The 25,488-nt window shown below is 70.9% G+C and carries 26 protein-coding genes and 1 other RNA gene; 12 read left to right on the forward strand and 15 right to left on the reverse strand.

Features of this window, described 5'->3' with window-relative positions; translation table 11 throughout:
- The first annotated feature begins 50 nt into the window (after positions 1–50).
- Positions 51–1,022: an ATP-binding protein gene (locus HUW46_RS12655; protein WP_215547466.1), complete on the forward strand. Its 972-nt coding sequence runs from the start codon at positions 51–53 to the stop codon at positions 1,020–1,022.
- Positions 1,023–1,063: 41 nt separating this feature from the next.
- Here HUW46_RS12655 and HUW46_RS12660 read toward each other — a convergent pair whose 3' ends face one another.
- The 10 genes from HUW46_RS12660 to rnpB form a co-directional block, all read right to left on the reverse strand.
- Positions 1,064–1,258, reverse strand: a complete 195-nt coding sequence (locus HUW46_RS12660; RefSeq protein WP_215547467.1) for a hypothetical protein — start codon at positions 1,256–1,258, stop codon at positions 1,064–1,066.
- Between the two features lie 40 nt (positions 1,259–1,298).
- The gene (locus HUW46_RS48295) at positions 1,299–2,705 is read right to left on the reverse strand and encodes a hypothetical protein (RefSeq protein ID WP_254126108.1); all 1,407 of its coding nucleotides are present in this window, start codon (positions 2,703–2,705) and stop codon (positions 1,299–1,301) included.
- 10 nt (positions 2,706–2,715) lie between these two features.
- Positions 2,716–3,711, reverse strand: coding sequence for a C40 family peptidase (locus HUW46_RS12670; RefSeq protein ID WP_215547468.1), 996 nt, complete (start codon positions 3,709–3,711; stop codon positions 2,716–2,718).
- 4 nt (positions 3,712–3,715) lie between these two features.
- Positions 3,716–4,312, reverse strand: coding sequence for a hypothetical protein (locus HUW46_RS12675; RefSeq protein WP_215547469.1), 597 nt, complete (start codon positions 4,310–4,312; stop codon positions 3,716–3,718).
- Between the two features lie 9 nt (positions 4,313–4,321).
- Positions 4,322–6,442, reverse strand: a complete 2,121-nt coding sequence (locus tag HUW46_RS12680; RefSeq protein ID WP_215547470.1) for a magnesium transporter — start codon at positions 6,440–6,442, stop codon at positions 4,322–4,324.
- Positions 6,443–6,556: 114 nt separating this feature from the next.
- A complete protein-coding gene (locus tag HUW46_RS12685) occupies positions 6,557–9,529 on the reverse strand; it encodes an ATP-binding protein (RefSeq protein ID WP_215547471.1) in 2,973 nt (990 codons plus the stop codon).
- Positions 9,530–9,532: 3 nt separating this feature from the next.
- Positions 9,533–9,997 carry a hypothetical protein gene (locus HUW46_RS12690; RefSeq protein ID WP_215547472.1) on the reverse strand — a complete coding sequence of 155 codons (465 nt, stop codon included), beginning with the start codon at positions 9,995–9,997 and terminating at the stop codon, positions 9,533–9,535.
- Positions 9,998–10,009: 12 nt separating this feature from the next.
- Positions 10,010–10,276: a hypothetical protein gene (locus tag HUW46_RS12695; protein ID WP_215547473.1), complete on the reverse strand. Its 267-nt coding sequence runs from the start codon at positions 10,274–10,276 to the stop codon at positions 10,010–10,012.
- A gap of 540 nt (positions 10,277–10,816) precedes the next feature.
- Entirely contained in the window at positions 10,817–11,689 is an 873-nt protein-coding gene (locus tag HUW46_RS12700) for an SCO6745 family protein (RefSeq protein WP_215547474.1), read from the reverse strand.
- A 54-nt stretch (positions 11,690–11,743) separates the two neighbouring features.
- Positions 11,744–12,128, reverse strand: an RNA gene (gene rnpB, locus HUW46_RS12705) — RNase P RNA component class A.
- Positions 12,129–12,256: 128 nt separating this feature from the next.
- On the opposite strand from rnpB, the gene sfnG reads away from it, so the two are divergent.
- The 3 genes from sfnG (at position 12,257) to HUW46_RS12720 (ending at position 15,184) form a co-directional block, all read left to right on the forward strand.
- A complete protein-coding gene (gene sfnG, locus HUW46_RS12710; protein WP_215547475.1) occupies positions 12,257–13,381 on the forward strand; it encodes a dimethylsulfone monooxygenase SfnG in 1,125 nt (374 codons plus the stop codon).
- Positions 13,382–13,480: 99 nt separating this feature from the next.
- Positions 13,481–14,734, forward strand: a complete 1,254-nt coding sequence (locus HUW46_RS12715; RefSeq protein WP_256451427.1) for an ArsB/NhaD family transporter — start codon at positions 13,481–13,483, stop codon at positions 14,732–14,734.
- Between the two features lie 18 nt (positions 14,735–14,752).
- Positions 14,753–15,184 carry a universal stress protein gene (locus tag HUW46_RS12720; protein ID WP_215547476.1) on the forward strand — a complete coding sequence of 144 codons (432 nt, stop codon included), beginning with the start codon at positions 14,753–14,755 and terminating at the stop codon, positions 15,182–15,184.
- Here the strand turns inward: HUW46_RS12720 and HUW46_RS12725 are convergent.
- Genes HUW46_RS12725 through HUW46_RS12735 form a run of 3 tightly spaced genes read right to left on the reverse strand, consistent with a single transcriptional unit; the run spans position 15,181 to position 17,831 of the window.
- Positions 15,181–16,269, reverse strand: a complete 1,089-nt coding sequence (locus HUW46_RS12725; protein ID WP_215547477.1) for a bifunctional RNase H/acid phosphatase — start codon at positions 16,267–16,269, stop codon at positions 15,181–15,183. The two genes, HUW46_RS12720 and HUW46_RS12725, sit on opposite strands and share 4 nt — an antisense overlap.
- A complete protein-coding gene (locus HUW46_RS12730) occupies positions 16,266–17,003 on the reverse strand; it encodes a zinc ribbon domain-containing protein (protein ID WP_215547478.1) in 738 nt (245 codons plus the stop codon). Before HUW46_RS12730 ends, HUW46_RS12725 begins: the two co-directional genes overlap by 4 nt.
- A 21-nt stretch (positions 17,004–17,024) precedes the next feature.
- On the reverse strand, positions 17,025–17,831 hold the full coding sequence (locus HUW46_RS12735) for a Nif3-like dinuclear metal center hexameric protein (RefSeq protein ID WP_215547479.1): 807 nt from the start codon (positions 17,829–17,831) through the stop codon (positions 17,025–17,027).
- 31 nt (positions 17,832–17,862) lie between these two features.
- Between HUW46_RS12735 and HUW46_RS12740 the strand changes: the two genes are divergently transcribed.
- The 4 genes from HUW46_RS12740 (at position 17,863) to HUW46_RS12755 (ending at position 20,842) form a co-directional block, all read left to right on the forward strand.
- Positions 17,863–18,432 carry a chorismate mutase gene (locus HUW46_RS12740; protein WP_215547480.1) on the forward strand — a complete coding sequence of 190 codons (570 nt, stop codon included), beginning with the start codon at positions 17,863–17,865 and terminating at the stop codon, positions 18,430–18,432.
- Between the two features lie 200 nt (positions 18,433–18,632).
- The gene (locus HUW46_RS12745; protein WP_215547481.1) at positions 18,633–19,100 is read left to right on the forward strand and encodes a low molecular weight protein-tyrosine-phosphatase; all 468 of its coding nucleotides are present in this window, start codon (positions 18,633–18,635) and stop codon (positions 19,098–19,100) included.
- A gap of 38 nt (positions 19,101–19,138) precedes the next feature.
- Positions 19,139–19,957: a fructosamine kinase family protein gene (locus HUW46_RS12750; protein ID WP_254126110.1), complete on the forward strand. Its 819-nt coding sequence runs from the start codon at positions 19,139–19,141 to the stop codon at positions 19,955–19,957.
- A gap of 33 nt (positions 19,958–19,990) precedes the next feature.
- Positions 19,991–20,842 carry an SURF1 family cytochrome oxidase biogenesis protein gene (locus tag HUW46_RS12755; RefSeq protein WP_215547482.1) on the forward strand — a complete coding sequence of 284 codons (852 nt, stop codon included), beginning with the start codon at positions 19,991–19,993 and terminating at the stop codon, positions 20,840–20,842.
- Here HUW46_RS12755 and HUW46_RS12760 read toward each other — a convergent pair.
- Together HUW46_RS12760 and HUW46_RS12765 are read right to left on the reverse strand one after the other, a co-directional pair.
- Positions 20,839–21,774 carry a cobalamin biosynthesis protein CobD/CbiB gene (locus tag HUW46_RS12760; protein WP_215547483.1) on the reverse strand — a complete coding sequence of 312 codons (936 nt, stop codon included), beginning with the start codon at positions 21,772–21,774 and terminating at the stop codon, positions 20,839–20,841. The two genes, HUW46_RS12755 and HUW46_RS12760, sit on opposite strands and share 4 nt — an antisense overlap.
- 41 nt (positions 21,775–21,815) lie before the next feature.
- A complete protein-coding gene (locus tag HUW46_RS12765; protein WP_215549822.1) occupies positions 21,816–22,484 on the reverse strand; it encodes a FadR/GntR family transcriptional regulator in 669 nt (222 codons plus the stop codon).
- A gap of 146 nt (positions 22,485–22,630) precedes the next feature.
- Between HUW46_RS12765 and HUW46_RS12770 the strand changes: the two genes are divergently transcribed.
- From HUW46_RS12770 to HUW46_RS12785, 4 genes are read left to right on the forward strand one after another with little or no spacing between them, the layout of a single operon-like run.
- A complete protein-coding gene (locus tag HUW46_RS12770) occupies positions 22,631–23,116 on the forward strand; it encodes a gluconokinase (RefSeq protein ID WP_215547484.1) in 486 nt (161 codons plus the stop codon).
- A complete protein-coding gene (locus HUW46_RS12775) occupies positions 23,113–24,480 on the forward strand; it encodes a GntT/GntP/DsdX family permease (protein ID WP_215547485.1) in 1,368 nt (455 codons plus the stop codon). The genes HUW46_RS12770 and HUW46_RS12775 overlap by 4 nt, the downstream gene beginning before the upstream one ends.
- A gap of 43 nt (positions 24,481–24,523) precedes the next feature.
- Complete coding sequence (locus HUW46_RS12780) at positions 24,524–24,853, forward strand: ArsR/SmtB family transcription factor (RefSeq protein ID WP_215547486.1); 330 nt, start codon at positions 24,524–24,526, stop codon at positions 24,851–24,853.
- Positions 24,850–25,344, forward strand: coding sequence for an SRPBCC domain-containing protein (locus tag HUW46_RS12785; RefSeq protein WP_215547487.1), 495 nt, complete (start codon positions 24,850–24,852; stop codon positions 25,342–25,344). Before HUW46_RS12780 ends, HUW46_RS12785 begins: the two co-directional genes overlap by 4 nt.
- The last annotated feature ends 144 nt before the right edge of the window (positions 25,345–25,488 follow it).

Consider the following 25,488-nt stretch of genomic DNA (forward strand, 5'->3'; position numbering starts at 1 on the left):
ATCTTGGCCGCCACCGATGAAATGAAAACCACTATCAGAAAGGGCAGGTCGTGAAACTCGCCTTCGTCGGCAAGGGCGGCAGCGGCAAGACCACGCTGAGCGCGCTGTTCACCAGCTACCTTGCCGGTACCGGGAACCCGGTGCTCGCGATCGACGCGGACATCAACCAGCACCTCGCCGTCGGACTCGGCGCGAGCGAGGAGGAAGCGCTCGCGCTCCCCACCCTCGGCGACCACCTGCCCCAGCTCAAGGAGCACCTCCGCGGCGACAACCCGCGCATCACCAGCGCCGGCGCGATGATCAAGACCACCCCGCCGGGCCGGGGCTCGCGGCTGCTCACCCCGTTCGGCGACGACCCGGTCATGGACGCCTGCTTCCGCGACATCGGCGGCGTCCGGCTCGGCGTCACCGGCCGGTTCAGCGAGGACGACCTCGGCGTCGCGTGCTACCACTCGAAGGTCGGCGCCGCGGAGCTGCTGCTCAACCACCTCGTCGACAGCACGGACGAGTACGTCGTGATGGACATGACCGCGGGCGCCGACGCGTTCGCCTCCGGCCTGTTCACCCGGTTCGACGTGACCTTCCTGGTGTGCGAACCCACCGTGCGCAGCATCGGCGTGTACCGCCAGTACTCCGACTACGCCAAGGACTTCGGCATCCGGCTCGCCGTGGTCGGCAACAAGGTCACCGAGCCGGACGACGTCGACTTCCTCCGCGACGAAGTCGGCACGGACCTGCTGTGCTGGCTCGAAAGCTCGGCGCACGTCCGCGCGGCCGAACGCGGCCGCCCCCGCCCCATCGACGCGCTCGAACCCCACAACCTCGACGCGCTGCGCACCATGCAGTCCACCGTCGACGCCACCCCGCGCGACTGGGACCGGTTCCAGCGCCAGGCCGTCGAATTCCACCTGCGCAACGCCCGCTCGTGGGGCAACGCCCGCACCGGCGAAGACCTCGCCGCCCAAGTAGACGAAGAATTCTCCTTCGCCCGGTACGCCGCGCCCGAAGTGAGCCACAGCTAGGCGCGGAGTGCAGTTAGCGGGCTAAACGTCGTCGGCGGGCGCTACTTGTTCCAGTCGGCGTCTTCGGCGTCGGCCTGGCGGGTGCGTTCGCGGGCGATCTCCAGCGCCCGCTTCGCGGTGGCTTCGTCGGGGTAGGGGCCGAGCAGATCGATCGCCCGCGCGCGCTGGTGGTGTTCCACCTGGTTGGTGCGGGTGTTGTAGTACCAGCCCTCGTCCGGGTTCGGGTCGTCAGCCATGCGTTCAGCGTCGCACCATCGGCGCGGCGGCACCACTCTTCTACTTGCGGTAGCGGTACGGGATTTCGGTCGGTTCCCCGGTCGGCCCGAACCCGCCGCCCTGACCCGACGGCCGCTCGGGCATCTCGTCGAACCAGTCCCGGGAATGCGGCGCGCGGAAGCCTCGTGGCGGGGTGTCGGCGTCCGGCTCCTCCGCCGCCAGGGGCTTCGGCTCCGCGGGCTTGGCGGGCTCGGCGCTTTCCGGTGGCTTCGGCGGCGGCAGCTCGGAGGTGCTCTCCGCTGCCTCCCACCGTTCCAAGCCACTCGGTTCCTCGGGCTTCTTCGGCTCCAGCAGCGCACCCGCGGCCCATTTGCGCGACTCGGCAGCATCCGGTTTCGGCGGTTCCTCGGACGCGGCAGGAGGCTCCGGGCGCGTCATGGGCGGCGGGGCCGTGGAGGCGGAAGCCGGACGCGTCGGCAGCGGCGCCGGGGGCGGTGTCGCCTCGCGTGCCGGTGGCGGTGCCTCCTGCTTCGGCGGCATGACTGCTTCGGATCGCTCCGGCGGAGCGGGGTCCGCGGCCTTCGCTTCCGGCGGTTTGGGCGTGGTCTGCTGCGCGGGCGTGCCCGATGGCGGGGTGGGCGGCCGCGACGAAGCGGGCTGCTGCGACGGCGGCTGAGCGCCCGAAGCCCCTTGCGGCGGCGGAGATCCCTGCGGTGCGGGGTGCCCGCCGGGCGGCGTCATCGGCGTACCGGACGGCGGCGTCGGCGGGCGCGGCGGCCCGGCGGGGGGCTGCTGCGACGCCGGGGGTTGCTGCGGCGTCGACCGCCACACCGGTGGCGGCGGGATGTTCATCGGCGCGGGCGGGCGCGGCTGCTCCGGCTGCCTTCGCGGCGGCGCCTGCTGTGGCGCGGGCTGCTGTCGCGGAGGCTGCTGTTGCGCGGGAGGCGCTTGGCGCGGCTGCTGTTGCGGAGGCGGCGGCGCCTGCTGTTCCGGCGCGCGGCGCACGACCGGGTCGAGCGAGGACACCAGCACGGTGGTCGCTTCCGGGTCCTCGACCTTCCGCCCGCTGCGCTCGCGGTAGATCATGTCGCCCTCGGCGTCCATCTCCACGAGGTAACCCGCCTCCGCGAGCTGTTCCTCGTCGAGGTCGACCAGGTTTTCGTACCGGGACGGCACGACGCGGTAGATCGGCCACGAAAGGTTCCCGTGCACGCGGTGGAACTCCGCGAGCAGGCCGGCCATCTGCTGCTGCCACGGCAACGACATCGACTCCGCGAGCGGGCGCGGCAGCACCACGTACCCCTGGTCGACGCCGGGCCAGCCCTGGGCGAGGTGATCGCCGAGCGGCGTGCTGGAGGCGGGCGGCCCGGCGTGGCGGGGCAGCTGGGGGCTGCCGAACAGGTCACGGGGGTCCTCCCCCGGCCCGCCGGCACCCTGCTTGCCGCGCTTGCCGAACTTCTTGGCCACGTCGCCCACCCTAGACGCCCGGCCGGACGGCCTGCGGGACAACTTCGCTCTCGTCGAACGAAAACGCCCTGGTGTGCACCGGCACGCCGGTCTGCTGCGCTTCGACGATCTTGCCGTCTCCCAGGTACATCGCGACGTGGTGGATGGTCGCGGGGTTCGACGGGTCGGTCGCGAGGAACACCAGGTCGCCCGGCTGCGCGTCCTTCACCGGGAGCATCGCGCCCGCCTGGTACTGGTCGCGCGACACGCGCGGCAGCGTGACGCCCGCGGACTCGTAGGCGCGCAGCATCAGCCCGGAGCAGTCGAAGGCGTTCGGGCCGGTGGCGCCCCAGATGTACGGCTTGCCCTGCTCGCCGAGCGCGAACTTGATCGCCGCCGCGGCGCGCTGGTTCGGCGGCAGCGCCGCGCCCGCGCCCTGGCCGCAGCCGCTGACGTCGGTGACCTGGCCGAGGTTCTCGACCAGCTTGACCGCCATCGGCTCCCACTTGTGGTACCGGTCGGGGAACCCGGACCGCTCGACGGCCTGCGCGGAGTCGCCGGGCCGCTTCTTCTCCCAGTCCGGCACCGCGAGCAGCACGTCGAAGAACTTGTTGACCTGGTACGGCGGGTCGGTGACCTGCTGCACGGTGCCCCAGCCCATCGACGGCCGCATCTGGAAGATGCCGAGCGAGTCGCGGTCGCCGAAGGTGAGGTTGCGCAGGCCCGATTCGGTCATCCCGGCCTGGATCGCGATCTGCCACGCGCGCGGGGAAAGGCCGCGCTGCTTGCCGATCGTGATAATCTGCCCGACGATCGAGCGCTGCTCGTCGTTGAGCCGCGACGCGTCACCCGCACCGCGGTTCGGGTCTCCCGGCTGGCTCGGGCCGACGGCCGCGTCGCAGCTGACGTTCGCCACGGCCCTTGCCTGCTCCTGCTGATCGGTCACCACCTTCGCGATGGTCCCGGTGGTCACCACCGCGGCGAACGCGATGGCGACCAGCACGACGACGAGCACGCCGACGCGCATCCCCTCACCCCGCCTTGTCGTAGCTCGCGACGCGCCATCCCGCCTCGCCGCGTACCACGCTGATCGTCAGCTTTTCCTTGTCCGTGGCGATTTCCACGTCCATCGAACTGGTGAAGGAGGTCTTCGCGACGGGTTCGCCGGTCACCTTGGTCGCCGCGATGTTGGCCAGGTCGACCGTCGCCATCTGCGGCAGGAACTCTTCGGTGGTGTAGGGCTTGAGGTTCTGCAGCCACTGGTCGATCGTCATGCCCTGCGGGTGGTTCACCCACGCCGCCGCCCACGCCTTCGCGATGTTCAGGCCGTCGTGGTTCGGCGGCGCCGAGGTCGGCGTCTTCAGCGGGGCGGTGAGCCGGGTCGTCGGCGCGACCGTGCCGCCTGGCGCGCCCGGCACCTGCGGCGCGCTGGACGTGGTTTCCTCCGGTGCGGGCGCGGCCGCGCCGGTGGACTGGCGGCCGAGCAGCTTCGGGATCGCGATCCCGACGGCGGTGACCACCACGGCGAACACCACGAGCGCGGCGATCAGGTGCTTCGACGACCTCAGCGGCCAGCCCCACAGCCTGCGGTAGACCGCGGCCCTGCCGCGGTTCGTGCGGATAGGCATGCGCTCCTCCTACCGGACCATGCGGTCGGTGTCGCGGACGTCCTGCCGCACTTCGAGCCCTCGTGACGGCCGGTACACCACGAACACCGGTTTCCCTGCGACCATCTCCGCCTCCGCGCGCCGCGGTTCCGGCGCCGCGGCGGCGGCGGGCGGTACTCCTGGCTGCGGTCCCGGCTGCGCCTGCTGCGGCGGCACGGTGTACGCGGCTTCGTTCTGCCCGCGCCCGGAGTCCATTCTGGACGGAACGACGACCGGCTCCGGCTCGTCGCTCCAGCGCCGGTCGAACACCGGTGACGTGTCGACGCGCCTGCTGCTCGGGCCGCCACCGCGCAGGGTGCCGCCCGGCCCGAGGACGTAGTCGCCGGGAGGGCCGCTTTCGAGCGAGTAGGCGGTGGCCCCGTCGCTCCCGCCCGACGGCAGCGCGGCACGGGCGGGCATCCCGCCCACCGCGCCCGCGCCACCGGGCCACGGCGCACCCGACCAGGCGGCGGCAGGCCGGGAAAGCCCCGAAACGCCGTCGAGGCGCTGAGAATTGGCGAACACCGTCGCCTCCGGCCGGAACCGCCCGCCACCGGCGATGGCCCCGATCGGCCCGCGCGACTCGCCTTCGATCGCCTCGTCGGTGTCGCGCACGTTCGCCCAGAACTCGTCCTGCGGGGTCGGCCCCTGGTTCTTGCGGCGGAACCGGGAAAACAGGCCTCCGCTCGGCGCCGGGATCGCGCCACCGACCGCGCTGACCGACATTTCGACCATCTGCCACAACCGCCGAACCGGCCGCCCCACCATGAACAGCAGGATCGTGACCAGGCTGGCGAGCGCCATCTGGGTGAGCATCGACAGCACCTGTCCGGCGCCGAAGATCGCCTGCAGCAGCAACGCGTGCACCCCGGCGAGCACGGACAGGATGGCGAGGTTGAACGCGACCGCGCCGAGCAGCTTCGCCACCCGCCGCAGCACGTCGTGGTGCACGAGCGCGACGAGCCCGATGATCGGCGCGGTCAGCACGAACAGCCGGATGATCACCTGGGCGAGCAGCACGGACAGCTTCGCCAGCAGCTGGAACACCGCGTAGGCGAGACTTTGGCCCAGTGAAAGGAAACCCGCGCCGACCCTGCTGCCGTCGTCACCGGTGAAGTACCCGGTGTCCGGGCCCAGCTGCGTGGAGATGTTCTTGAACGCGGCCTTCTTGCCGTCGACGACCGCCTGGTTCGCGTCTTCCTTCGCGTCGATCTGGGACACCGTGAACGACTGCGCGTCGAGCAGACCTGGCCCGAACTTCTTGGCGTTCTCGTTGTCCGGCGAGCCGAATTCGCCGCGCAGCCAGTTCCGGTAGACGACCTGGTCGTGCAGATCGGTGGGGATCACGTCCCACGCCTTGTGGTCACCGGTGGCGTCGATGAACCCGGCCTGGATGTTCGTGGTGGTCTGGACCACCGCGCTGTCGATCGGATCGAGATATCTGAGCATCGCGACCGAGGACGCGGCGAGCCACACCGCGGCGAGGCCGTACAGCGCGCGTTTGCTGATCGTGCGCAGATCGCCCTGCCAGATGTTGCGGAACATGAAGATGGCCAAGATCAACGCGGCGATGCCGAACAACTGCGCGTAGATGTTGTTGTAGACCTTCTCCGCACCGGTCTTGACGGCGTTGTAGATCGGGCTGAGCAACCCGTTCTCCAGCACCGTGTAGTGCAGCGAGTTCGTCGCACCGACGATGTTCTTGCCCAGGTTGAACAGCTGGTTACCGGCCCAGGTGTCGATCGTCGCGCTCGGATCGGCGAGCCCGGACAGCGCACCGCAGTTCGTCTGGAACGTGTTCCACACCATGCCGCCGTAGCCGTACTTGAAGTACGGGCTCTCGATGTGGCCGTGGTGCAGCGGCGGGTCGATCGCGCCGACGAGGCCGGCGCCGGGGCGTTCCGGGTTCGGGGCTTCACCGCACGCCGCGGCCGACGCGGGCGGCGCGGTGGCGACGGCCTGGAAGCCGAGGATCGCGATCGCCATCATGAGCGCGGCGAACCGGCGCGGCCTCAGTTCCCCGTTCTTGCGGCGGTTGCGGCGGTGGTTGCGCCATGCTCGCCAAGCGCCCGCCACCGCGAGCACGAACGCCACGGTCAGGATGGTGTTCATCGCCCACCACCAGGCCGCGTCCCCGTATCGCCGCTCATGCGATTGCCTCGCTCCGCGAGACAGCGTCCAATTCCTTTTGGCGCATGGCGTCTTCGATTCGCTTGCAAGCGGCGCTCATGCGGCGTCCCGGCCGGTGCCGCCGCCCTTGCCGCCGCCGCGGGTGCCGCTGTTGCCCGGCGTTCCGTCGTGGTGCAGCTCGCCGGACAGCTCTTCGCCCTGTCCCTTGTGGACGGGTTCGGCGAGCAGCTGGTCCTCGGTGAGGCCGACCTCCAGCTCGGCGGCGAGTTCGAAGTCGTGCTCCAGTTCCTCGTCCTCCGGCGGGACGGGCACGCGAGGAGCAGGCTTCTCCTGCTTCGGCACGCTCGCGCCCGGCTTCGACGGCTTCGCGTCCGCGCCCGCGCCGCCCGGCGTGGTGTCCAGGACGTTGCGCAGGTGTTCGAGGTGCGGGCCGGAGAAGTCGACGCGGATCCGCTCGACGCCGCCCGCACCGTCGCCGAAAATGAACTGACGCGGCTCGCGGTCGCGCTCGAGGCTGCCGCGGTGCGCGCCGGGACGCCTGCCCAGCGCGGCGACGACCTGCTCGTAGCCGACGCCGACCGGCACCTTCAGCAGGCGGAGCGCGTCGGCCTGCGCGTCGTCGTCGTCGAGCCTGCCGACGAAGACGGAGTCGAGCAGCGCGACGAAGCCCTGGATCTTCAGGAAGTCCGCCGGGATCTGGGACGACAGCAGCACGCGCACGTTCCACTTACGGGAGTCACGGGCGAACCGGTTCATCAGCACCCGTCCGGTCGGGACCTCGGAGAGGAAGAACGCCTCGTCGATCCAGACGCCCTTGCGCTGGTCCTTCGGCTTCTCGTAGACCGAACGCTGGGTGAGCCACGCGGCGAGGTTCAGCATCTCGACGCCGAGCGATTCCGCGTCGGTCCAGTGCTCGCGGCCGACGCCGTCCTTCGGCAGGGTCAGCCCCGCCATGGTCAGCACGGTCATCCGGTCGTCGCGGCCCTCCGAATACGGGTCCGCGTCGTGCTCGGGGATGAGCAGCGACATGCGCTCGCGCATCTCGTCGAGGAAGTCCGCGACCACCCCGGCGTGCTCGTGGTGCTCGCTGGAGTCCCGGCGCAGCGCGTCGATGACCTGGCCGGGATCGGCGTCGAACCGGCCGCCGACGGCGCGCACGGCGCGCAGCAGCACGATCCTGGTCTGCGCCATCCTGGCCACCTCGTAGGGCAGCACCCCGGTCAGCACGTCGAGCACGAGGCGGCGGCGGGTGGCGCCGGCGAGCGCCTTTTCGCGCCGCCACGACCGTTCGGGGTCCTCCTCGTCCATGAAGTGCTCGAGCTGCGGCTCGGCGACCACGCGGTACGGGTTGAGGATGCCCGGCTGGGCGTTGAGCAGGTTGATCGGGCGCGCGTACGGCCGGATCTCGGGCAGCTCGCACAGTCTCGACAGCGGGCCGGACGGGTCGAGGATCGTCCAGCTCGCCCCGGCGCGAAGCGATTTGTAGACAATTCCGCCGCCGAGGAAGGACTTACCGCCACCGAGCCCGGCGACCATCGCGGTCAGCCCGGATCCGTCCCTGATCTCCTGCGCCATCCACGGGTCCCAGGCCACCGGTCGCCTGGTCGCGGTGCACGTCTCGCCGAGCAGGATGCCGCGCCGGTCGCCGACCTCCGCGGTCGCCGTCGGCACCGCGGCCGCGGCCCACACCACCGAGCCGCGGCGCATGTAGGCGCCGGACGCGAGCGGTTCGCCGGGGATGAACTCGCGGGCCAGCGCGTACTGCGCCTCGGGGTGCTCGATCGCGATCTTCGGCTTGTACAGGTCGAGGAGCTGCTGGGCCAGGCGCAGCGCGTCGCGTTCGGTCGGACCGGACACCGACAGCCGCCACCACGACCGGACCCTGGTGGCCAGCGCGGTGAACCCCGAGGTCATCTCGTCGTCGATCTCGAGCACCCGCGACGCCTGGCGCGCCAGCGACTGCGGCGGCTCCAGGTCGTGCTCGTCGGTGTAGTGCTTGACCTGCGAACGCACCTTGTTCATCTGCCGCTGCAGCTCCCCCGCCACTTCCTCGGGGCGGCGCACGTAGATCCGCGCGGACCATTCGACGGAGGCGGGCAGCCGGTCCGCGTGCTGCACCCACGGGTCGTCGACCTCGGGGATCTGGAGGCCGTGCATCTGGCCGACGGTCAGCACCGCGACGTGCCGGAGCACGCCCGCGTTCGAGCCGGTGCGGCCGCGCACGGTCAGCGTCGGCGCGTACGGCTCGGCGTGGAAGTCGGCGGCGTCGGTGAAGCTCGCGAGGTCTTCCGGCTCCCATTCGGCGCCGGGCACCGCGGGCATGTTCCGCGGCGCGGGCAGCCCGAGCGAGCACGAGCGGTGCATGAGCCAGGACATCTCGTCGGCGTGCGCGGGCCTGCCCTCCAGCCCCGACGAGCCGATCACCTGGTCGAGGTGCTCGACCTCGGAGTCGAGCGCGGTGAGCTCCGCGTCGACGGCCTCGGGCAGGATCTTGCGCAGCACCGGCGCGGCCCGCTCGACGGCGCGGTCCATCATCCGCCGCGTCTGCACCTGGACGCCGATGTAGACCTCTTTTTCGGCCATCGACCGGCCCATCAGCTGCTGCTGCTCGCCGATGAGGTAGTCGTCGAAGGACATCGCGCCCGGCACGTCCCTCGGCCGGTTCGGCGCGTTGTGCACGTGGGCCTCGGCCCACATCCGGATCGGGTACGGCCGGGTGGTCACGCGCAGGTGCAGCCAGCGGCCCTGCAGTTCGGCGTACTGCCCGGCGATGGCGGCGACGAGGTCCCGGCGCTGGGAGTCCGACCGGAACGACCACCGCTGCGGCGCCAGCCGGTACCAGGCGTACACCTCGTGCCCGGTGCGCAGCAGGTGCCCGTCGATGCTGCGGGCGGCGATCGACGGGGTGTAGGCGGGGATCGCCTGCTCCCCTGGCAACCGCCTGGTGCCGCGTGAGTCCTGCTGCTGGCGCGTAGAGGACTGCCTCGCCTGCGGTGGCTGCCATGACGTGGCACCCGAGCGCAGGTCCTGCTGCTCCCGCTTCTTCCCGCGTCCGCCGCGACCGAACAAGGACTACCTCCCGGCCGGTGCCGTGGTGCCGGCCCGGCGCGCTCGTGTGGTGGCTCGCTTCCGTCCGTGCGGCGGGTTCCCGGCCCGTCGCCTCCGGTTCTTCGGCACCGGCCGCTCGGCCCGCACCCGTACCTTGGCCGCACTCACCGCGCCACCGGTCGCCGACAACCGCTCGCGGGGTGTGTGCAGCTCACGGGCCCACATCGACATGACCGCGCCGAGCGGGCGTTCGTGACTGATCTTCCTGGTGATCACCCTGGTGATCAAGATCGTGCCGACGAAGGCCCACGCCATCGAGAAGAAGCCGAACCCGACACCGAGCTGGCGTTCGACGGTGAGCACGATCAGCAGGACGGGGACGCCGACGCCCCACGCCACGTAGCGGGCACGCCACGGGAACGTGGCCTTCGGGGGGCCGAGCCACACGGCGTCGACCCGGTAGACCTCGTCGTCGGTACGGATACGCACAGTGAGCCGGTCTCAGCCTGTGAAGAGGCCGGCGATCCACTGGCCGACGTTCACACCGAGCCCACTCACCGCGAGGCCGATGATCGCGAGCGCGATCACGACGCCGGCAAGCCTTCGCATCACGCCGGCGTTGTCGCCCTTGCCGCCACCGAGCCACAAGAGCAGCAGCGCGACGGCGAGGAGCACCAGCGGAATGATGTTGTCGAGCATCCACGACTGGACGCCCTTGGTCTTGATCTCACCTTGTGCGAGATCTTGCACAAGCGTCATCATGGTCATCGCGTACTCCTGAGTGCGAGGAGCGTTCTTCTCACGAGCCCCCTCTGCTGGAGGCCCTTGGTCGGGGGTGGGACTTGCTGCGTCGTCCAGCACATCATGCAGTCACGACGCGTAGCGGTCAAAGCGCGCTCTGTTCAGTTCGGTTCAAGGCTCCGACGCACACAGTACGGCCAATCTCACTGCAACTCGTTGTCTCCATCATGGCTGCAAGGTGGCCAAGGTTTAACCCCGTCCACCCGGATTCCGTAGTACGCCGGTGTGCTCACTCAGTTGTGCGGCTTGCGCTCACTCTGGGTGCGAGCACTTCCCGCGGTTGCGTGGCGCGCACAGTCAACCATGCCCCGTTCGGCCGCAATCCTCGCGTCCGCACAGTGACGAGCAAGATCATCTCCGTTGTCGAAGCCGATCACCCTCGGGTGCGAAACCGGTCACATGATCTTCGCAAACCACCGCATTTTCGACACTCTCCGTGACATCTGCTCGATTCGGTGGATCTCGGGCGACCATTCGCCGGAACGGCCCGGCTAACGCGAAAAGAATTCAGGCCTTGGGTGTCGCGAAGACTCCTTCGGGGAACGCGCCCGCCGCGACGGCCTGGCGGCTCAGCGCGCGACCGATTTCGTGCAGCCGGTCCGCGCGCTCCTCGCCGAGACGGATCCAGGGCGCCATCGCGGCCCGGTTCGTCGCGTCCTCGATGTCCGCCCGCAGCTTCTCGCCGACCTCGGTGAGCGCGCCCGCTTCGTCGAGCACACCGGCGTCGCGCAGGCGCCCCGCTTCGGCGTCCCATTCCTCGTCGGACCAGCCTCGGGTCTTCTTCGCGGCAGCCACCACGAACCCGCGGCCGGTCACCGTGTGCGTGATGAGCGCGGCGAGACCGCCGAGCCCGTGCTCCACGAGCGCGGCGATGTGCCCGTCACCCCGGTATTCGCGCAGCAGGCTGATCGCGTGCCACAGGACGAGGTGCGGCTCGCTCGGCCAGTCCAGATCCGCGTGTCCGGCGTAGAGCGGCCGTCCTTCGGCGGAGCAGGCGGCGGTGGCTTCACGCGCGAGCTCGGCGGCCTCCGCGACGTCGGGCGAAGCGAGCGTTTCGGCGCCCAGGAGGCGTTTGAACGCGGCGTCGACGGCTTCCGTCCTCGCGGCGAGGATCCGCTCCGGCGCCGCCAGCGTCCACGCGCGCGGGATGTGCCGTGCCACGAGCTCCGGGCTGAAGTTGTAGAAGGTGGCCGTGACGACGCCCGGCCCGACGGGGCCCATCGGCGCGGAGCGGCTCGCGAAGTAGCCCATCCGGCCCGGCCGGAGCCCGGCGGCGGTGAGCGCTTCGTCCGTCTCCGGCACGAAGTAGCCGAGGCTGTGCAACGGGTCGAGCACGCGGTGATAGCGGTATGCGACGGCGACGTCGTCTCCGAAAGCCATGCGGACACCCTACTGGTGGGTAAGGGCGCTTGCCCCGCCGCCGAACGGGGGAGGCGGACGAGCTGGCATGTAAGCCGGATCCTGTACCCGCTCGCGCGGGCGGCGGCCATCCATCTCGGCCTGCCGTCACCGGCAGGCTCCAGCGGCCTACCCGCAGGCTCGGACGGGCCGTCCTCGAACGCCTGCGCAGGAGCACGCGTGCTCCCTCTTGGCCTTGCTCCGGGTGGGGTTTACCGAGCCGCCCCGGTCACCCGGGGCGCTGGTGGTCTCTTACACCACCGTTTCACCCTTACCGCCGTCCACAAGGGACGGCGGCGGTCTGTTTTCTGTGGCACTTTCCCGCGGGTCGCCCCGGGTTGCCGTTAACAACCACCCTGCCCTGCGGAGTCCGGACTTTCCTCGAGAACCTCGCGGTTCCCGCGACCGCCCTGCCAACTCGTCCGCGCCCCGAAGGATAGCCGGTCCCACCGCGTGGACGTGCGTTGACCGCCGTCACGGGCGCTGTTGTACTCGCCGTGTCCGGGCCCGACGCACCATCCACCCCGTGACACCGTTCTGGAGCAAAACATGGCTGAAGAACCACTCCGTTTCGCCTACTGGGTGCCGAACGTCAGTGGCGGCCTCGTCACCAGCGACATCGAGCAGCGCACCGACTGGGGCTACGAATACAACCGGGAACTGGCCGTGCTGGCGGAAAACAACGGCTTCGAGTACGCACTCACCCAGGTTCGCTACACCGCCAGCTACGGCGCCGCGTACCAGCACGAGTCCGTCGGCTTCAGCCTCGCGCTGCTGCTCGCGACGCAGCGGCTGAAGGTGATCGCCGCGATCCACCCCGGTTTGTGGCACCCCGGCGTGCTCGCGAAGTTCATCGCCAGCGCCGACGTCATCTCGGGCGGGCGCGCCGCGGTCAACGTGGTGAGCGGCTGGTTCAAGGACGAATTCACCGGACTCGGCGAACCGTGGCTCGAACACGACGAGCGCTACCGGCGCTCGGAGGAATTCATCCGCGTGCTGAAGGAACTGTGGACCGACGACCACGCCGAGTTCGGCGGCGACTTCTACCGGATCCACGACTTCGACATCAAACCGAAGCCGCTGCCTTCCGCCGGGCGCCCGCACCCGGAGGTCTTCCAGGGCGGGAACTCGACCGCGGCGCGCAAGCTCGCCGGGCGGGTTTCGGATTGGTACTTCAGCAACGGCAAGGACTTCGACGGGTTCAGCGAGCAGGTCGGCGAGGTGCGCGACTACGCGGCCGCGAACGACCACACCGTCCGATTCGGACTGAACGGGTTCGTGATCGCGCGCGAAACCGAGTCCGAAGCGCGTGAAGTGCTGAAGGAGATCGTCGCCAAGGCCAATGTGGACGCCGTCGAGGGGTTCCGCAGCGCGGTCAAGCAGGCCGGATCGTCCACTTCGGACAAGAAGGGCATGTGGGCCGATTCGGAGTTCGCCGATCTGGTGCAGTACAACGACGGTTTCCGCACCGGGCTGATCGGCACGCCGGAGCAGATCGCGCGCCGGGCGATCGAGTACAAGCGGCGCGGCGCGAACCTGCTGCTGCTCGGATTCCTGCACTACCACGAGGACGTGAAGTTCTTCGGGGAGCGCGTGCTGCCGATCATCCGCGAGCTGGAAAAGGACGAGGACCGCTCGGCGAGCACCCCGGAACCGCTCAGCACCCTGGCGTGACGATGAAGCGCATGCCCCGAGAGTGACCATCAGGGAATCCAGCGCCCCGAAAGCCACCTTCGGGGCATCACCGGATCGCGCTGGATCTAACGTGAGCGGGTGAGTGGAGGTCCAGCGAGCGCGATCGTCAGCCTGGTGCTGCTGGTCGTCGTCCTCGCCTTCGCGATGATCCGGCCGCGCGGGCTTCCCGAGGCGCTGGTCGCCGTGCCCGCGGCCGGGGTGGTGCTGCTGCTCGGCCTCGTCCCGCCCCGGCTCGCGGGCGACCGGGTGCTCGCGCTGCTGCCGACGATCGGCTTCCTCGCCGCGATCCTGCTGCTGTCCTTCCTCGCCGGTGCCGAAGGCGTCTTCGGCTGGCTCGGCGACCGGGTCGCCCTCGCCTGCCGCGGCAGGCCACGGCGCCTGCTCGTGCTGACCTTCGCCGCGGCCGCGGGCACCACCGCGGTCCTGAGTCTCGACGCGACCGTCGTCCTGCTCACGCCGGTCGTGTTCGCCACCGCCACCCGCCTTCGGTTGCGCGCCAAGCCGCACGTCTACGCGTGCACGCACCTCGCGAACTCGGCGTCGACGCTGCTGCCGGTGTCGAACCTGACGAACCTGCTGGCGTTTTCCGCTTCCGGGCTCACTTTCGCCGGGTTCACCGCGCTGATGGCGTTGCCGTGGCTGGTCACGATCGCCGTCGAGCTGGCCGTGTTCCTGCGGTTCTTCGCCACCGACCTGGCCGGGCGCTCGGACGTGCCGCCGCCGGCGCCGGGACCCGCGCCGGTGTTCGCGCTGACCGTGCTCGGGCTGACGCTCGCCGGGTTCGCGGCCGGGCCGCTCGTGGGTGTCGAACCCGCCGTGGTCGCCGCGGTGGCCGCGCTCGTGCTCGCGGTGCGGGCGCTCGTCCGGCGCACCGCGCGCCCGTGGCGGCTGGTGACCGAGGCCAATCCGCTGCTGTGCCTGTTCGTGCTCGGCCTGGCGATCGTGGTGGAGGCGGTGTCGGAGCACCTGCTCGGCGGCGTGCTCCGCGCGATGCTCCCCGACGGCGAGGGCCTCGGCGAACTGCTGCTCGCCGCACTCGTCGCGGCGGTGCTGGCGAACCTCGTCAACAACCTGCCCGCGACCCTGATCCTGGTGTCCGCGCTCGGCCCGCACCCGGCGGCGGGCGTGCTGCTCGCCGTCCTGCTCGGCGTCAACATCGGGCCGAACGCCACCTACCTCGGCTCGCTGGCCACCCTGCTGTGGCGCCGCGTGCTGGCGGGCGCGGGCGTCACGCCGACGCTGCGCGAGTTCCTCCGGCTCGGGGCGTGGACGGTCCCGGTGTCCCTCGCGGGTTCGGTGCTCGCGCTCTGGTGTGGCCTGGCGCTGTTCTGACGGGCACGATGGTCAGCCATGAAGGTGACGGTGTGGCTCGCGGAAGGGACGTGGCGCGCGTGCGTCGACGCGGTGTCCACTTTGAACTCCAGTCTCGAAATCACGCTGCTCCACGTCACCGACGACGACGTGGGTGACGCGATGCGCTTCGCCTACCAGGGCTTGCTGTCGCGGCACGGCCACGATCCCGCCGACACCGTCGACCCGGTCGCCGAGCCCGCCGAACGAGCGCTGCTCGACGACGCGAAAGCCCGCCTCGGCCGCGACTGTGCGGTGGAAGTGCGGCACGGGCACGTCGAACGCGAAGTGGTGGCCGCCTGCGCCGACGCCGATCTGCTGGTCTGCGCGCGCGACGGCGAACCCGGCCACCCCGGGCCGAAGAGCCTCGGGCACCACACGCGCTTCGTCGTCGACCACGCGCCGTGCGCCGTCCTGCTCGTCTGGCCCTAGCTCAGGTGCGAGATGTCGTTGACGAGCCGCACCGAGGCGTTGCCGTCGGGGTAGAACTCGACGATCGACACCGACGCGAGATCGAGGTGCAGCCGGAACAGCACGGACGGCCCGGCATCGAGCCCGAGCCGCAGCAGCGTCTTGATCGGGGTCACGTGGCTCACCACGACGACCGTGCGACCGGGGTAGCGCTCGACGATCCCGTCGAGGAAGCCGCGCACCCGGCGCTCCACCGCGTCGAAGCTTTCGCCGCCGGGCGGTGCCACCGCCGGGTCGCCGAGCCAGCTCGAGTGCAGTTCCGGGTCCTGCGCGGCGGCTTCGGCGAAGGTCAGCCCTTCCCAGTCGCCGAAATCGGTTTCGATCAGGCCCTGGTCGGTCTCCACCCGCGAGCCGATCGCGTCGGCGACGGCCTGCGCGGTCTGCTTGGCCCTGATCAACGGCGAGGCCACGACCGGGACGGTTTCTCCGATGCCGTCCATGGCGGCGAACCGCTTGGCCGCGTCCGCGACCTGCCGCTGCCCGTGCTCGGTCAGCGGAACGTCGCCGCGACCCGAATAACGGCGGTCGATCGACATCTCCGTCTGGCCGTGGCGCAACAGGATGAGCTTCGTCGGCGTGCCCTTGGCGCCGCTCCACTTCGTCGGCGACGCGCGGTCCTGGCCGCGCGCGGGTTTCTTGCCAGCCTGCTCGTCCATCGCCTCGTTGGCGAGGCGGTCGGCGTGGGAGTTCTCCGCGCGCGGGATCCATTGGTAGCGCACGCGATCGAACCCGGCGGCCAGCTCGCGCACCTGCTCCGCGAGCGGGACCAGCGCGGCGTTCTTGATCTTCCAACGACCCGAGGACTGCTCGACGACCAGCTTCGAGTCCATCCTGACGTCCACAGTGGACGCTCCGAGTTCGCGCGCGGCGCGCAGGCCCTCGATGAGCCCGGTGTACTCGGCGACGTTGTTCGTGGCGATCCCGAGCCCGGCGCGGCGCTCGGCGAGCACCTCCCCCGTCGCGGCGTCCTTCACCACGGCGCCGTAGCCCGCCGGGCCGGGGTTGCCGCGAGAGCCCCCGTCCGCCTCGACCACGACGTGGGTCACAGCCCGGACTCCAGCGTGCGCACGAGGATCGCGCCGCAGTTCTCGCAGCTCACGACCTCGTCCTCGGGCGCGGCCTTGATCTCGGCGATCGTGCTGCGGTCGAGTTCGAGCTGGCAGGCGCCGCACCGGCGCGCCCGCAGCAGCGCGGCGCCGATGCCCTTGTGCTCGCGCACCCGCTCGTACCGCGCGATCAGGTCGGCCGGGAAGCGCGGCAGGATCTTCACCCTGTCCTCGTCGCGGCGCGCGGTGGTGGTGTCGAAGTCCTTGAACGCCTCGTCGCGCCGGACGATCGCTTCGGACAGCTCCTGCTCGGCCTTCTCGACCTCCGCGGACGTGCGCTGCGCGTCGAGTTCGAGCGCCTCGCGGCGTTCCATCAGCTCCAGCAGGTCGTCCTCGAGCGCCGACTGCCGCCGCTGCAGGGTCTCCAGCTCGTGCTGCACGTCGGTCATCTGCTTGGCGTTCACCGTGCCGGACTCGAGCAGCTTGCGATCCCGCTCCTCGCGGGCGCGCACGGAGTCGATCTCCTTCTCCTGGCGCGCCACCTCGCGGTCGAGGTCGGACCCGGCGGTCTGCGCCGCGACGAGCGCGTCCTTGCGGTCGCGCACGGTCTTCTCGGCGGCGTCGATCTCGGCGAGCTCGGGCAGGGTGCGCCTGCGGTGCGCGGTGCGGGAAAGCTCGGCATCGATCTTCGCGAGCTCGAGCAGCTGTCGCTGGACGGCTGGATCTGCCTTCACTTCAGCGTTCCCCCTAAAAACTCAGGCTCGGATGGTCCACGGATCGGTGCACCGTGTGGAGACGTGGGTGTCGACGTTACCCGCAACCGCGGCGCGGATGACGGCCGAGGCTTGCCCGCACCACGGCCACTCGCTGGCCCAATGCGTCAGGCCGACCAGCGCGGGCACGGTCTCCAGCGAGGCGAGGTGCTCACCGGCGGGGTGGTGGCGGAGATCGGCCGTGACGTAGGCGTCGACCCCGGCTTCGGCGGCGGTGGCGAGGTAGGAGTCCCCGGCGCCGCCCGAGACCGCGACAGTCCTAATAGGACGATCCGGGTCACCGGCGCCGAGCACGCCCGGCGTGGTCGCGGGCAGCGCGCGGCCGACCCGTCCGACGAACGCCGAAAATGGCTCCGCCTCGGGCAGTTCCCCGATCCGGCCGAGCCCGGTGTTCCCGCTCGGGTGCGGGGAAAGCGGCCGCAGCACCCGCAGCCCGATCGCCTCGGCGAGCGCGTCGGACACCCCGGGGTCGGCGGAATCGGCGTTGGTGTGCGCGCAGTAGAGCGCGATGCGGCCGCGGATGAGGCGGTGCACGAGCGAGCCCTTGGCGGTGTCGGCGGGCACCCCGTGCACGCCGCGCAGCAGCAGCGGGTGGTGCGCCACGATGAGCTGGGCGCCGATCTCCTCGGCCTCGGCCACGGTGGCCTCGACCGGATCGACGCACACCAGGACGCGCTCGACGGGCTCGGCGGGATCGCCGCAGACCAGGCCCACCGCGTCCCACGACTCGGCGAGCGCGGGCGGGTAGGCGGCCTCCAAAGCGGTGAGGACATCCGAAATCACGGGCATGGCGCGATCCTCGCATGTACCCTCCCGAGCCATGCGCCTTCGGTCCTCGATCCTGTGTGCCCTGGTCACAGCGGTGGTGGTAGCGGTGAGTCCGGCTTCGGCGTCGGCGTCGCCCCGGGAATCCCTCCTCCCGCTCGCGGGTTCGTCGGCGGAGCGGGTGCAGATCTCGGACAAGGTCGCCGCCGCCAAGTACGGGACCGGGGCTCCGATCGACGATCCGGCGCGCGAGCAGGTGGTGCTCGACTTCGCCGCCGCCAGGTCGAAGGAACTGGGCATCGACCCCGCGCGCTCGGTCGCGCTGTTCCGCGACCAGATCGAGGCGAGCAAGATCGTGCAGCGCGGCCTGTTCGCGTACTGGGACGCCCACCCCGACCAGGTGCCGACGGACCGCCCCGATCTGCCGACCGAGGTCAGGCCGGTGATCGACCGCATCAACGGCGAACTGCTCGCCGAACTGGCCGCCACCGGGCACGTGCGCACCAGCCCGCGGTGCGAACCGAGGCTGCGGCTGGCGAGCGCCGTCGCAAGCTGGCAGCGGCACCTCGACCACCTGCACCGGACCGCGCTGCGGGTGTCGCTCAGCTCTGCCTGCGACCGCTGACCGTTCCTCCCCAGGGCCCTACTGCCCCTGGAAGGCCATCGGCCTCGGTAGTCCCGCAACAGCCTTTGGGGCGCCGTGACCACCGAAAGTGGGCATCGAAACCGGCTTCGGAGCGCTTCAGGGCTACCGAAAGCGACCGCCCGCCGATTTGATCCACTCCCCCGTGGCATCGCTCTCCGTGCTTGCACCACACTGCACGCGTGCACATCTGCTTCGTCTGCTCCGGCAACATCTGCCGGTCACCGATGGCGGCGCTCGTCTTCGGCGAACACGCGGCGCGCGCGGGCCTCGCCGACCAGGTCACGGTGAGCAGCGCGGGAACGGGGCCGTGGCACGTCGGCGAGCCAGCCGACGCCCGCGCCCGCGCGACGCTCGCGGCGCACGGCTATCCCACCGCCCACGTCGCGGCCGAGGTCGACGACGAACACCTCGACGCCGACCTGCTGCTCGCCGCCGACGAAGGCCACCTCGCCTTCCTGCGCGCCAAGGCCGCCGACCCGGACCGCGTGCGGCTGCTGCGGGACTTCGACCCGGCGGCGCCACCCGGCTCGGAGATCCCCGACCCGTACTACGGCGGCGACCGCGGGTTCGACGACGTGCTCGGCATGATCGAGCGCGCGGTCCCCGGGCTGCTGGACGCGGTCCGCGAGCACGGGAGCCGGTCCTGAACGCGAGGGCGGCCGCCGAGCGGCTGCTCGGCGAGCCGGTGCTCGACCTGCGGCGGCGCGGCAGCGCGGTCTACCTCGCCGCGCTCGGCGGCGGCAGGGTGGTGTTCGTGAAGGGCGGCTCCGGCGAGGGCGCGGTGGCCGCCGAGTCCGCCGGGCTGCGCTGGCTCGCCGAGCACGGCGACCTGCCGGTCCCCGAGGTCCTCGGCGCCGACGACGACTGGCTGGTCCTGCGCTACCTCCCCGGCGGCAGGCCGACGGCCGAAGCGGCGGAACGGTTCGGCAGGGGCCTCGCCGCGACGCACCTGCGCGGCGCCGCCGGATTCGGGTGCCCGCCGCCGGCGGGCCCCGCCGACGCGTGGATCGGGCTCGCGCCGATGCGCAACACCACGCACGACACGTGGGCGGCCTTCTACGCGGCGGAACGCATCCAGCCCTACGTCCGGATGTGCGTCGACGAGGGCGTGTTCACCGGTGACGACGCCGCCGTGTTCGACAAGCTCTGCGCGCGCCTGCCGGAGCTGGGCCTCGTCGAGGAGGCGCCCGCGCGGCTGCACGGCGACCTGTGGAGCGGCAACGTCTACTGGGCGGACGACGGCGAAGCGTGGCTCATCGACCCGGCCGCGCACGGCGGTCACCGCGAAGCCGATCTGGCGATGCTCCACCTGTTCGGCACGCCGTTCCTCCAGCACATCGTCGGCGGATACCGCGAAGCCGCCGAACAGGCGGGCGCGCCGCTCGCCGACGGCTGGCGCGACCGGGTGAAACTGCACCAGCTCTTCCCGCTGCTGGTGCACGCCGCGCTGTTCGGCGGCGGGTACGTCCGCGAGGCACTGGCGGCCGCACACACGGCCGGGTGAGCCGGGCGAACCGCGACGGCCTACCGTTGAGGGGTGCGGTTGAAGTTCCTGCTCAAGCCGGGCTGGCTGGCGTTGACGCTGGTGGTGTTCGTGTTCGCCATCGCCTGCTACACGCTGCTCGCGCCGTGGCAGTTCAGCCGTGACGCCGAGCAGGTCGCCCAAAACTCCGCGCTACAGGCCTCCTTCACCGCGCAGCCGCGCCCGCTGGCCGAGGCGCTGCCGGGGACGACCGCGCCGGACGCCAAGTCGGAGTGGGAGCGGATCACCGTCACCGGCACCTACCTGCCCGAGCACGAGGTCGTCGCCCGGCTGCGCACGGTGCAGGGCGAGCCCGCGTTCGAGGTGCTGACGCCGTTGCGCACCAGCACCGGACAGGTCGTGCTCATCGACCGCGGCTACGTCCGCCCCGACGACCGCAGCCGCGTGCCCCCGTACGCGGCGCCGCCCACGGGCTCCGTCGACGTCGTGGCGCGCGTGCGGACCGACGAGGCCGACCCGAAGAAGCGCGAGGCCTTCGCCGACGAGTCCACGGCGGGCAAGCTGCACAGCTACGTCGTCGACTCGCGGGTGGTGGCGCGGGCCGGGAAGCTCGACATCCGGCCGGGCTACTTCCAGCTCGACGACAAGCAGCCCGGCGTGCTCGGCGCGCTGCCGTTGCCGCAGCTCGAAGCGGGCCCGTACTTCTCCTACGCACTGCAGTGGATCGCGTTCGGCACGATGGCGCTGCTCGGCTGGCTGTACTTCACCGTCCGCGAGCTGAAGCCCGGTGGCGCGCTGCGGGCCGAGCGCGAATCCGGCGGGCGCCGCAAGTCGTTCAGCGAGCTGCTGGCCGAGGCCGAAGCGGAGGACGACGAGCCGCAGCTCGCCGCGCCGGACCGCCGCTAGCGCTTCCGCAGGCCGAGCAAAGCGGCCAGTACCACCGAACTCGCGCCTGCGAGCCAGCCGACCACGCGCGAAAGCTCGACCGCGCGCGTGACGTGCCCCGCGTCGGGATTGCGGCCGACGCCCAGCACCGGCAGCTCTTCGACGCCGTGCGGGTACACCGTGCGCCCGCCGAGCCGGATTTCGAGCGCGCCCGCGAACGCGGCTTCGACCCGGCCCGCGTTGGGGCTCGGGTGCGCGGTGGTGTCCCGCCGCCACGCGCGCCACGACTCGGCGGCGGACCCGCCGACGACGGGTGCGCCCGCGACCGTGAGCGCCGCCGCGACCCGCGTCGGCAGGAGGTTCACCACGTCGTCGAGGCGCACGGCGAACCAGGCGACCTGGCCCGGCCGCGGCCCGAAAAGCTTGCGCAGCACGGTGATCGCGCGCGAACCGAGCAGTCCGGGCACACCGGCGACGGCGCCCCAGAAGAGCGGTCCGACGACCGCGTTCGCGGTGTTTTCGGCGACGGTTTCGACCGACGCCCGCGAGAGCGCGATGACGTCGAGGTCTTCGGTGGTGCGCGGATCGAGGTGGCTCAAGGTGTCGCGCGCGGCTTCGAGTTCGCCTTCTTCGAGATCACGCGCGAGCGCGGTGCCGTCGAGCGCGAGCCCGGCGCCGCCGAGCACCGCCCAGGTGGTGGCCGCGGTGCCGGCGGCCTGCAGCACCGGGCTCCGCCGCCCGGCCCGTTCGGTGACCACGCCGCACAGCACGGCCACCCCGGCCAGGCCGCCCGCGTACACCGCGCCCGCGAGCTTGCGGTCCCCGGTCAGCCTGCCTTCGAGTCTCCGCGCGGCCCGCGCGAACACGGCCACCGGCCTGCCCCTCTTCGGGTCCCCGATCACCCCGTCCGCGGCCACGCCGAGCAAAAGCCCGATCGCGCGTGCAGCGCTCACGCCGTTTCCCCTGTTCGCCCCGACTTCTTTGGGGTGCGAGGCTACTCGAACAGCTCGGCCATCTCGTCGCGTGCCTGCACCACGATGTCCCGCATCGCGCGTTCGGCCCGGTCCGCGTCGCCCGCGGTGATCGCGGTGGCCACCTCCACGTGCAGCGCGACGGCCTCGGGCTGCGGTTCCTCCGGCATCAGGCCGTAGCCGGTCCGGCCGGCGAGCACCTCCGCGACGACGTCGGAGAGCTGCGCGAACATCGGGTTCGCCGACGCCGCGAGCACCACGTGGTGGAACGCGACGTCGTGGCCGAGGAACGTGCCGAGATCGCGCGCGCGGGCGGTGGACTCCAGCCGGGACGCGAGCGCGCCGAGCTTGCCGCGCTCCTCCGGGGTGGCGCGCAGCGCGGCGAACCGGGCGGCGATCGGCTCCACCGCGGAGCGCAGTTCGGTGAGCGTGCGCAGCGCGTCCTGCCGCCCAGGGCCGCCGAGCTGCCACCTGATCACCCTCGGGTCGTAGTGGTTCCAGTCGGCCTGCTCCCGCACGGTGACGCCGACCCGGCGCTTGCTGCTGGTCAGGCGCATGCCTTCGAGCGCGCGAACGACCTCGCGCGCGACCGTCCGCGAGGTGCCGAACCGCTGTTGCAGCTCCTCGGAGCGCAGCACGGAACCCGGGGGGAGTTCACCGGAGGCGATGGCCGTCCCCAGCGCGTCGAGCATCTTCGCGTGCACACCGTCGACCACGGCCTCAGGCTAGAGCATCGACGGGATTCTTGTTCGATTAAGTAGTACTTTCTCTTGATTAAGTAGTACTTGTGAGCTTGACTCGTCAGTGACGACGGAGTCGGCGAAGTTCAGGAGGCACGATGGCGGTCATCGTCGTGATGGGCGTGTCCGGATCGGGCAAGACCACGGTCGGCACCGAACTCGCCGAACGGCTCGGCGTCGACTACGCCGAGGCCGACACGTTCCACCCGCGGGCGAACATCGACAAGATGAGCTCCGGCGTCCCGCTCACCGACGAAGACCGGTGGCCGTGGCTGCACGCGATCGCGGACTGGATCCGCGAACACCAGGAAACCGGCGGGGTCGTCACGTCCTCGGCGCTCAAGCGGAGCTACCGCGACGTGCTGCGCACCGGCGGCGCCGTCGCCTTCCTGCACCTCGACGGCCCGCGCGAACTGCTCGCCGAGCGGATGAAGACCAGATCGGGTCATTTCATGCCAGTGTCGCTTTTGGACTCCCAGCTCGGCACGCTCGAACCGCTCGGCGCGTGCGAAAACGGCTTGGTGGCGGACATCCGCGACAGCCCGGAAGAAATCGTGAAAACCGCGCTCGGAGCGTTCACATGACCGTCCTCGCCGCCGGGTGGACCGGCCACGACACCCGCCTCATCGGTGCGACCGTCGTCGCGATCGCACTCATCGTCGTGCTGATCACCAAGGCGAAACTGCACCCGTTCCTTTCGCTCGTGCTCGGCTCCGGCGTGCTCGGCCTCGCCGCCGGGATGCCGGTCGACAAGCTGCTCAAGAGCTTCTCCTCCGGCGTCGGCTCGACGGTCGCGTCGGTCGGCGTGCTGATCGCGCTCGGCGCGATGCTCGGCAAGCTGCTGGCCGATTCCGGTGGCGCGGACCAGATCGTGGACACCATCCTCGCGAAGGCGGGCCCGCGCCTGCTGCCGTGGGCGATGGCGCTCGTCGCCGCGTTGATCGGGCTCCCGATGTTCTTCGAGATCGGCCTGGTCATGCTGATCCCGGTGGTACTGCTCATCGCGAAGCGCAGCGGCCGCCCGCTGATGCTGCTCGGAATTCCCGCGCTGGCCGGGCTTTCCGTGCTGCACGGGCTGGTCCCGCCGCATCCGGGTCCGCTCGCCGCGGCGGGCGCGCTCAACGCCAACGTCGGCATCACGCTCGCGCTCGGCCTGCTCGTCGGCATCCCGACGCTGATCGTCGCGGGCCCGTTGTTCGGCAGGCTCGCCGCGAAGATGGTGCCCGACGCGGTCCCGCCGGAACGCCTCATTCCCGAATCCTCTGACTCTTCGGGGAAACGCCGCCCCAGTTTCGCCGCGACACTGTCCACTGTGCTCCTTCCCGTGGTGCTCATGCTCGGCAAGGCGCTGTCGGACATCTTGCTGGACAAGGAAAACGAGGTCCGCCGCGTGCTGGACTTCGTCGGTGATCCGCTCGTCGCACTGCTCGCCGCGGTCCTCGTCGGCATGGTCACCTTGGGCCGTCCCGCCGGATTCGACCGCGCGCGGCTGTCCTCGACGGTTTCGGACGCGCTGCCGCCGATCGCCGGGATCCTGCTCATCGTCGGCGCGGGCGGCGGGTTCAAGCAGACCCTCGTGGACGCGGGCGTCGGCGACGTGATCACCGGGCTCGCCACGGGCGCGAACCTGTCGCCGCTGCTGCTCGGCTGGCTGGTCGCGGTGGCGATCCGGCTCGCGACCGGGTCGGCGACCGTGGCCACCGTGTCGGCGGCGGGCATCGTCGCCCCGCTGGCGGCGACCATGGATCCCACGCACAGCGCCCTGCTCGTGCTGGCGATCGGGGCCGGGTCGCTCTTCCTGTCGCACGTCAACGACGCCGGGTTCTGGCTGGTCAAGGAGTACTTCGGGTTGTCGGTCGGGCAGACGCTCAAGACCTGGTCGCTGATGGAGACGGTGATCTCGGTGGTGGCGATCGCGCTCATCCTCCCGCTGGGCGCGCTGCTCTGAACCTGCTTGACATGTGACCTTTTGGTCACCTATTCTTCGAGTCGTGCCCGACGACGACCTGGTGTTCAAGGCACTCGCCGATCCGGCCCGGCGCCTGCTGCTCGACCTGCTCTTCGCGCGCGACGGCCGCACGCTCACCGAGCTGGAGTCCGAAGTGGACATGAGCCGGTTCGGCGTGATGAAGCACCTGAAGCTGCTCGAAGAGGCGAACCTCGTCGTCTCGCGCAAGGAGGGTCGCGAAAAGCGGCACTTCCTGAACCCGGTGCCGATCCGCGCCGTGCACGACCGCTGGATCGGCAAGTTCACCGAACACCAGGCGGCCGCCCTCCTCGACCTCAAGACCGAACTCGAAGCAAAGGAACCCCCGTCATGAGCGTGCAGGTCCACCGCGTCTACATCAAAGCTTCCGCGCAGGCGATCTGGGATGCCATCACGAAACCCGAGTGGACGGCCAAGTACGGCTACACCGGGCTGGCCGATTTCGACCCGAAGCCGGGTGGCCGTTACGTCGTCCACCCGACGCAGGAGTTCATCGACATGGGCATCACCGGCGATCTCATCGACGGTGAAGTGGTCGAGGTGGAGCCGCCTTCGAAGCTGGTGCTGAAGTGGCGGATGCTGATGGACCCGGCGCTCAAGGAAGAAGGGTTCACCACGCTCGCGTACGAGATCGTCGAGACCAAAACCGCGGGCACCCGGCTGACCGTGACGCACGATCTCACCGGTGCCCCGGGGCTGGCTCGGATGGTGTCGGGCGAGTTCGACGATCCTTCGGCGGAGCCGGGGCAGAACGCCGGTGGCGGGTGGACCTGGATCCTCTCCGACCTGAAGTCGTTGCTGGAAACCGGTTCCACGCTCGCCTGACCACGCGGGTTTTCCGGGTGTCCGGGGCCCGAAGTCCCCGAAGGCCACCTTGACGGCATTCAGTGCCCCAAATGTTCCCTTCACGAATGCGGGCGGTCTTCGCGCGTGCCGTGAAGTTGGCCATGACGGCGTTCAGTAACCTCG

This window comes from Amycolatopsis sp. CA-230715 (genome assembly GCF_018736145.1).
Lineage (GTDB): Bacteria > Actinomycetota > Actinomycetes > Mycobacteriales > Pseudonocardiaceae > Amycolatopsis.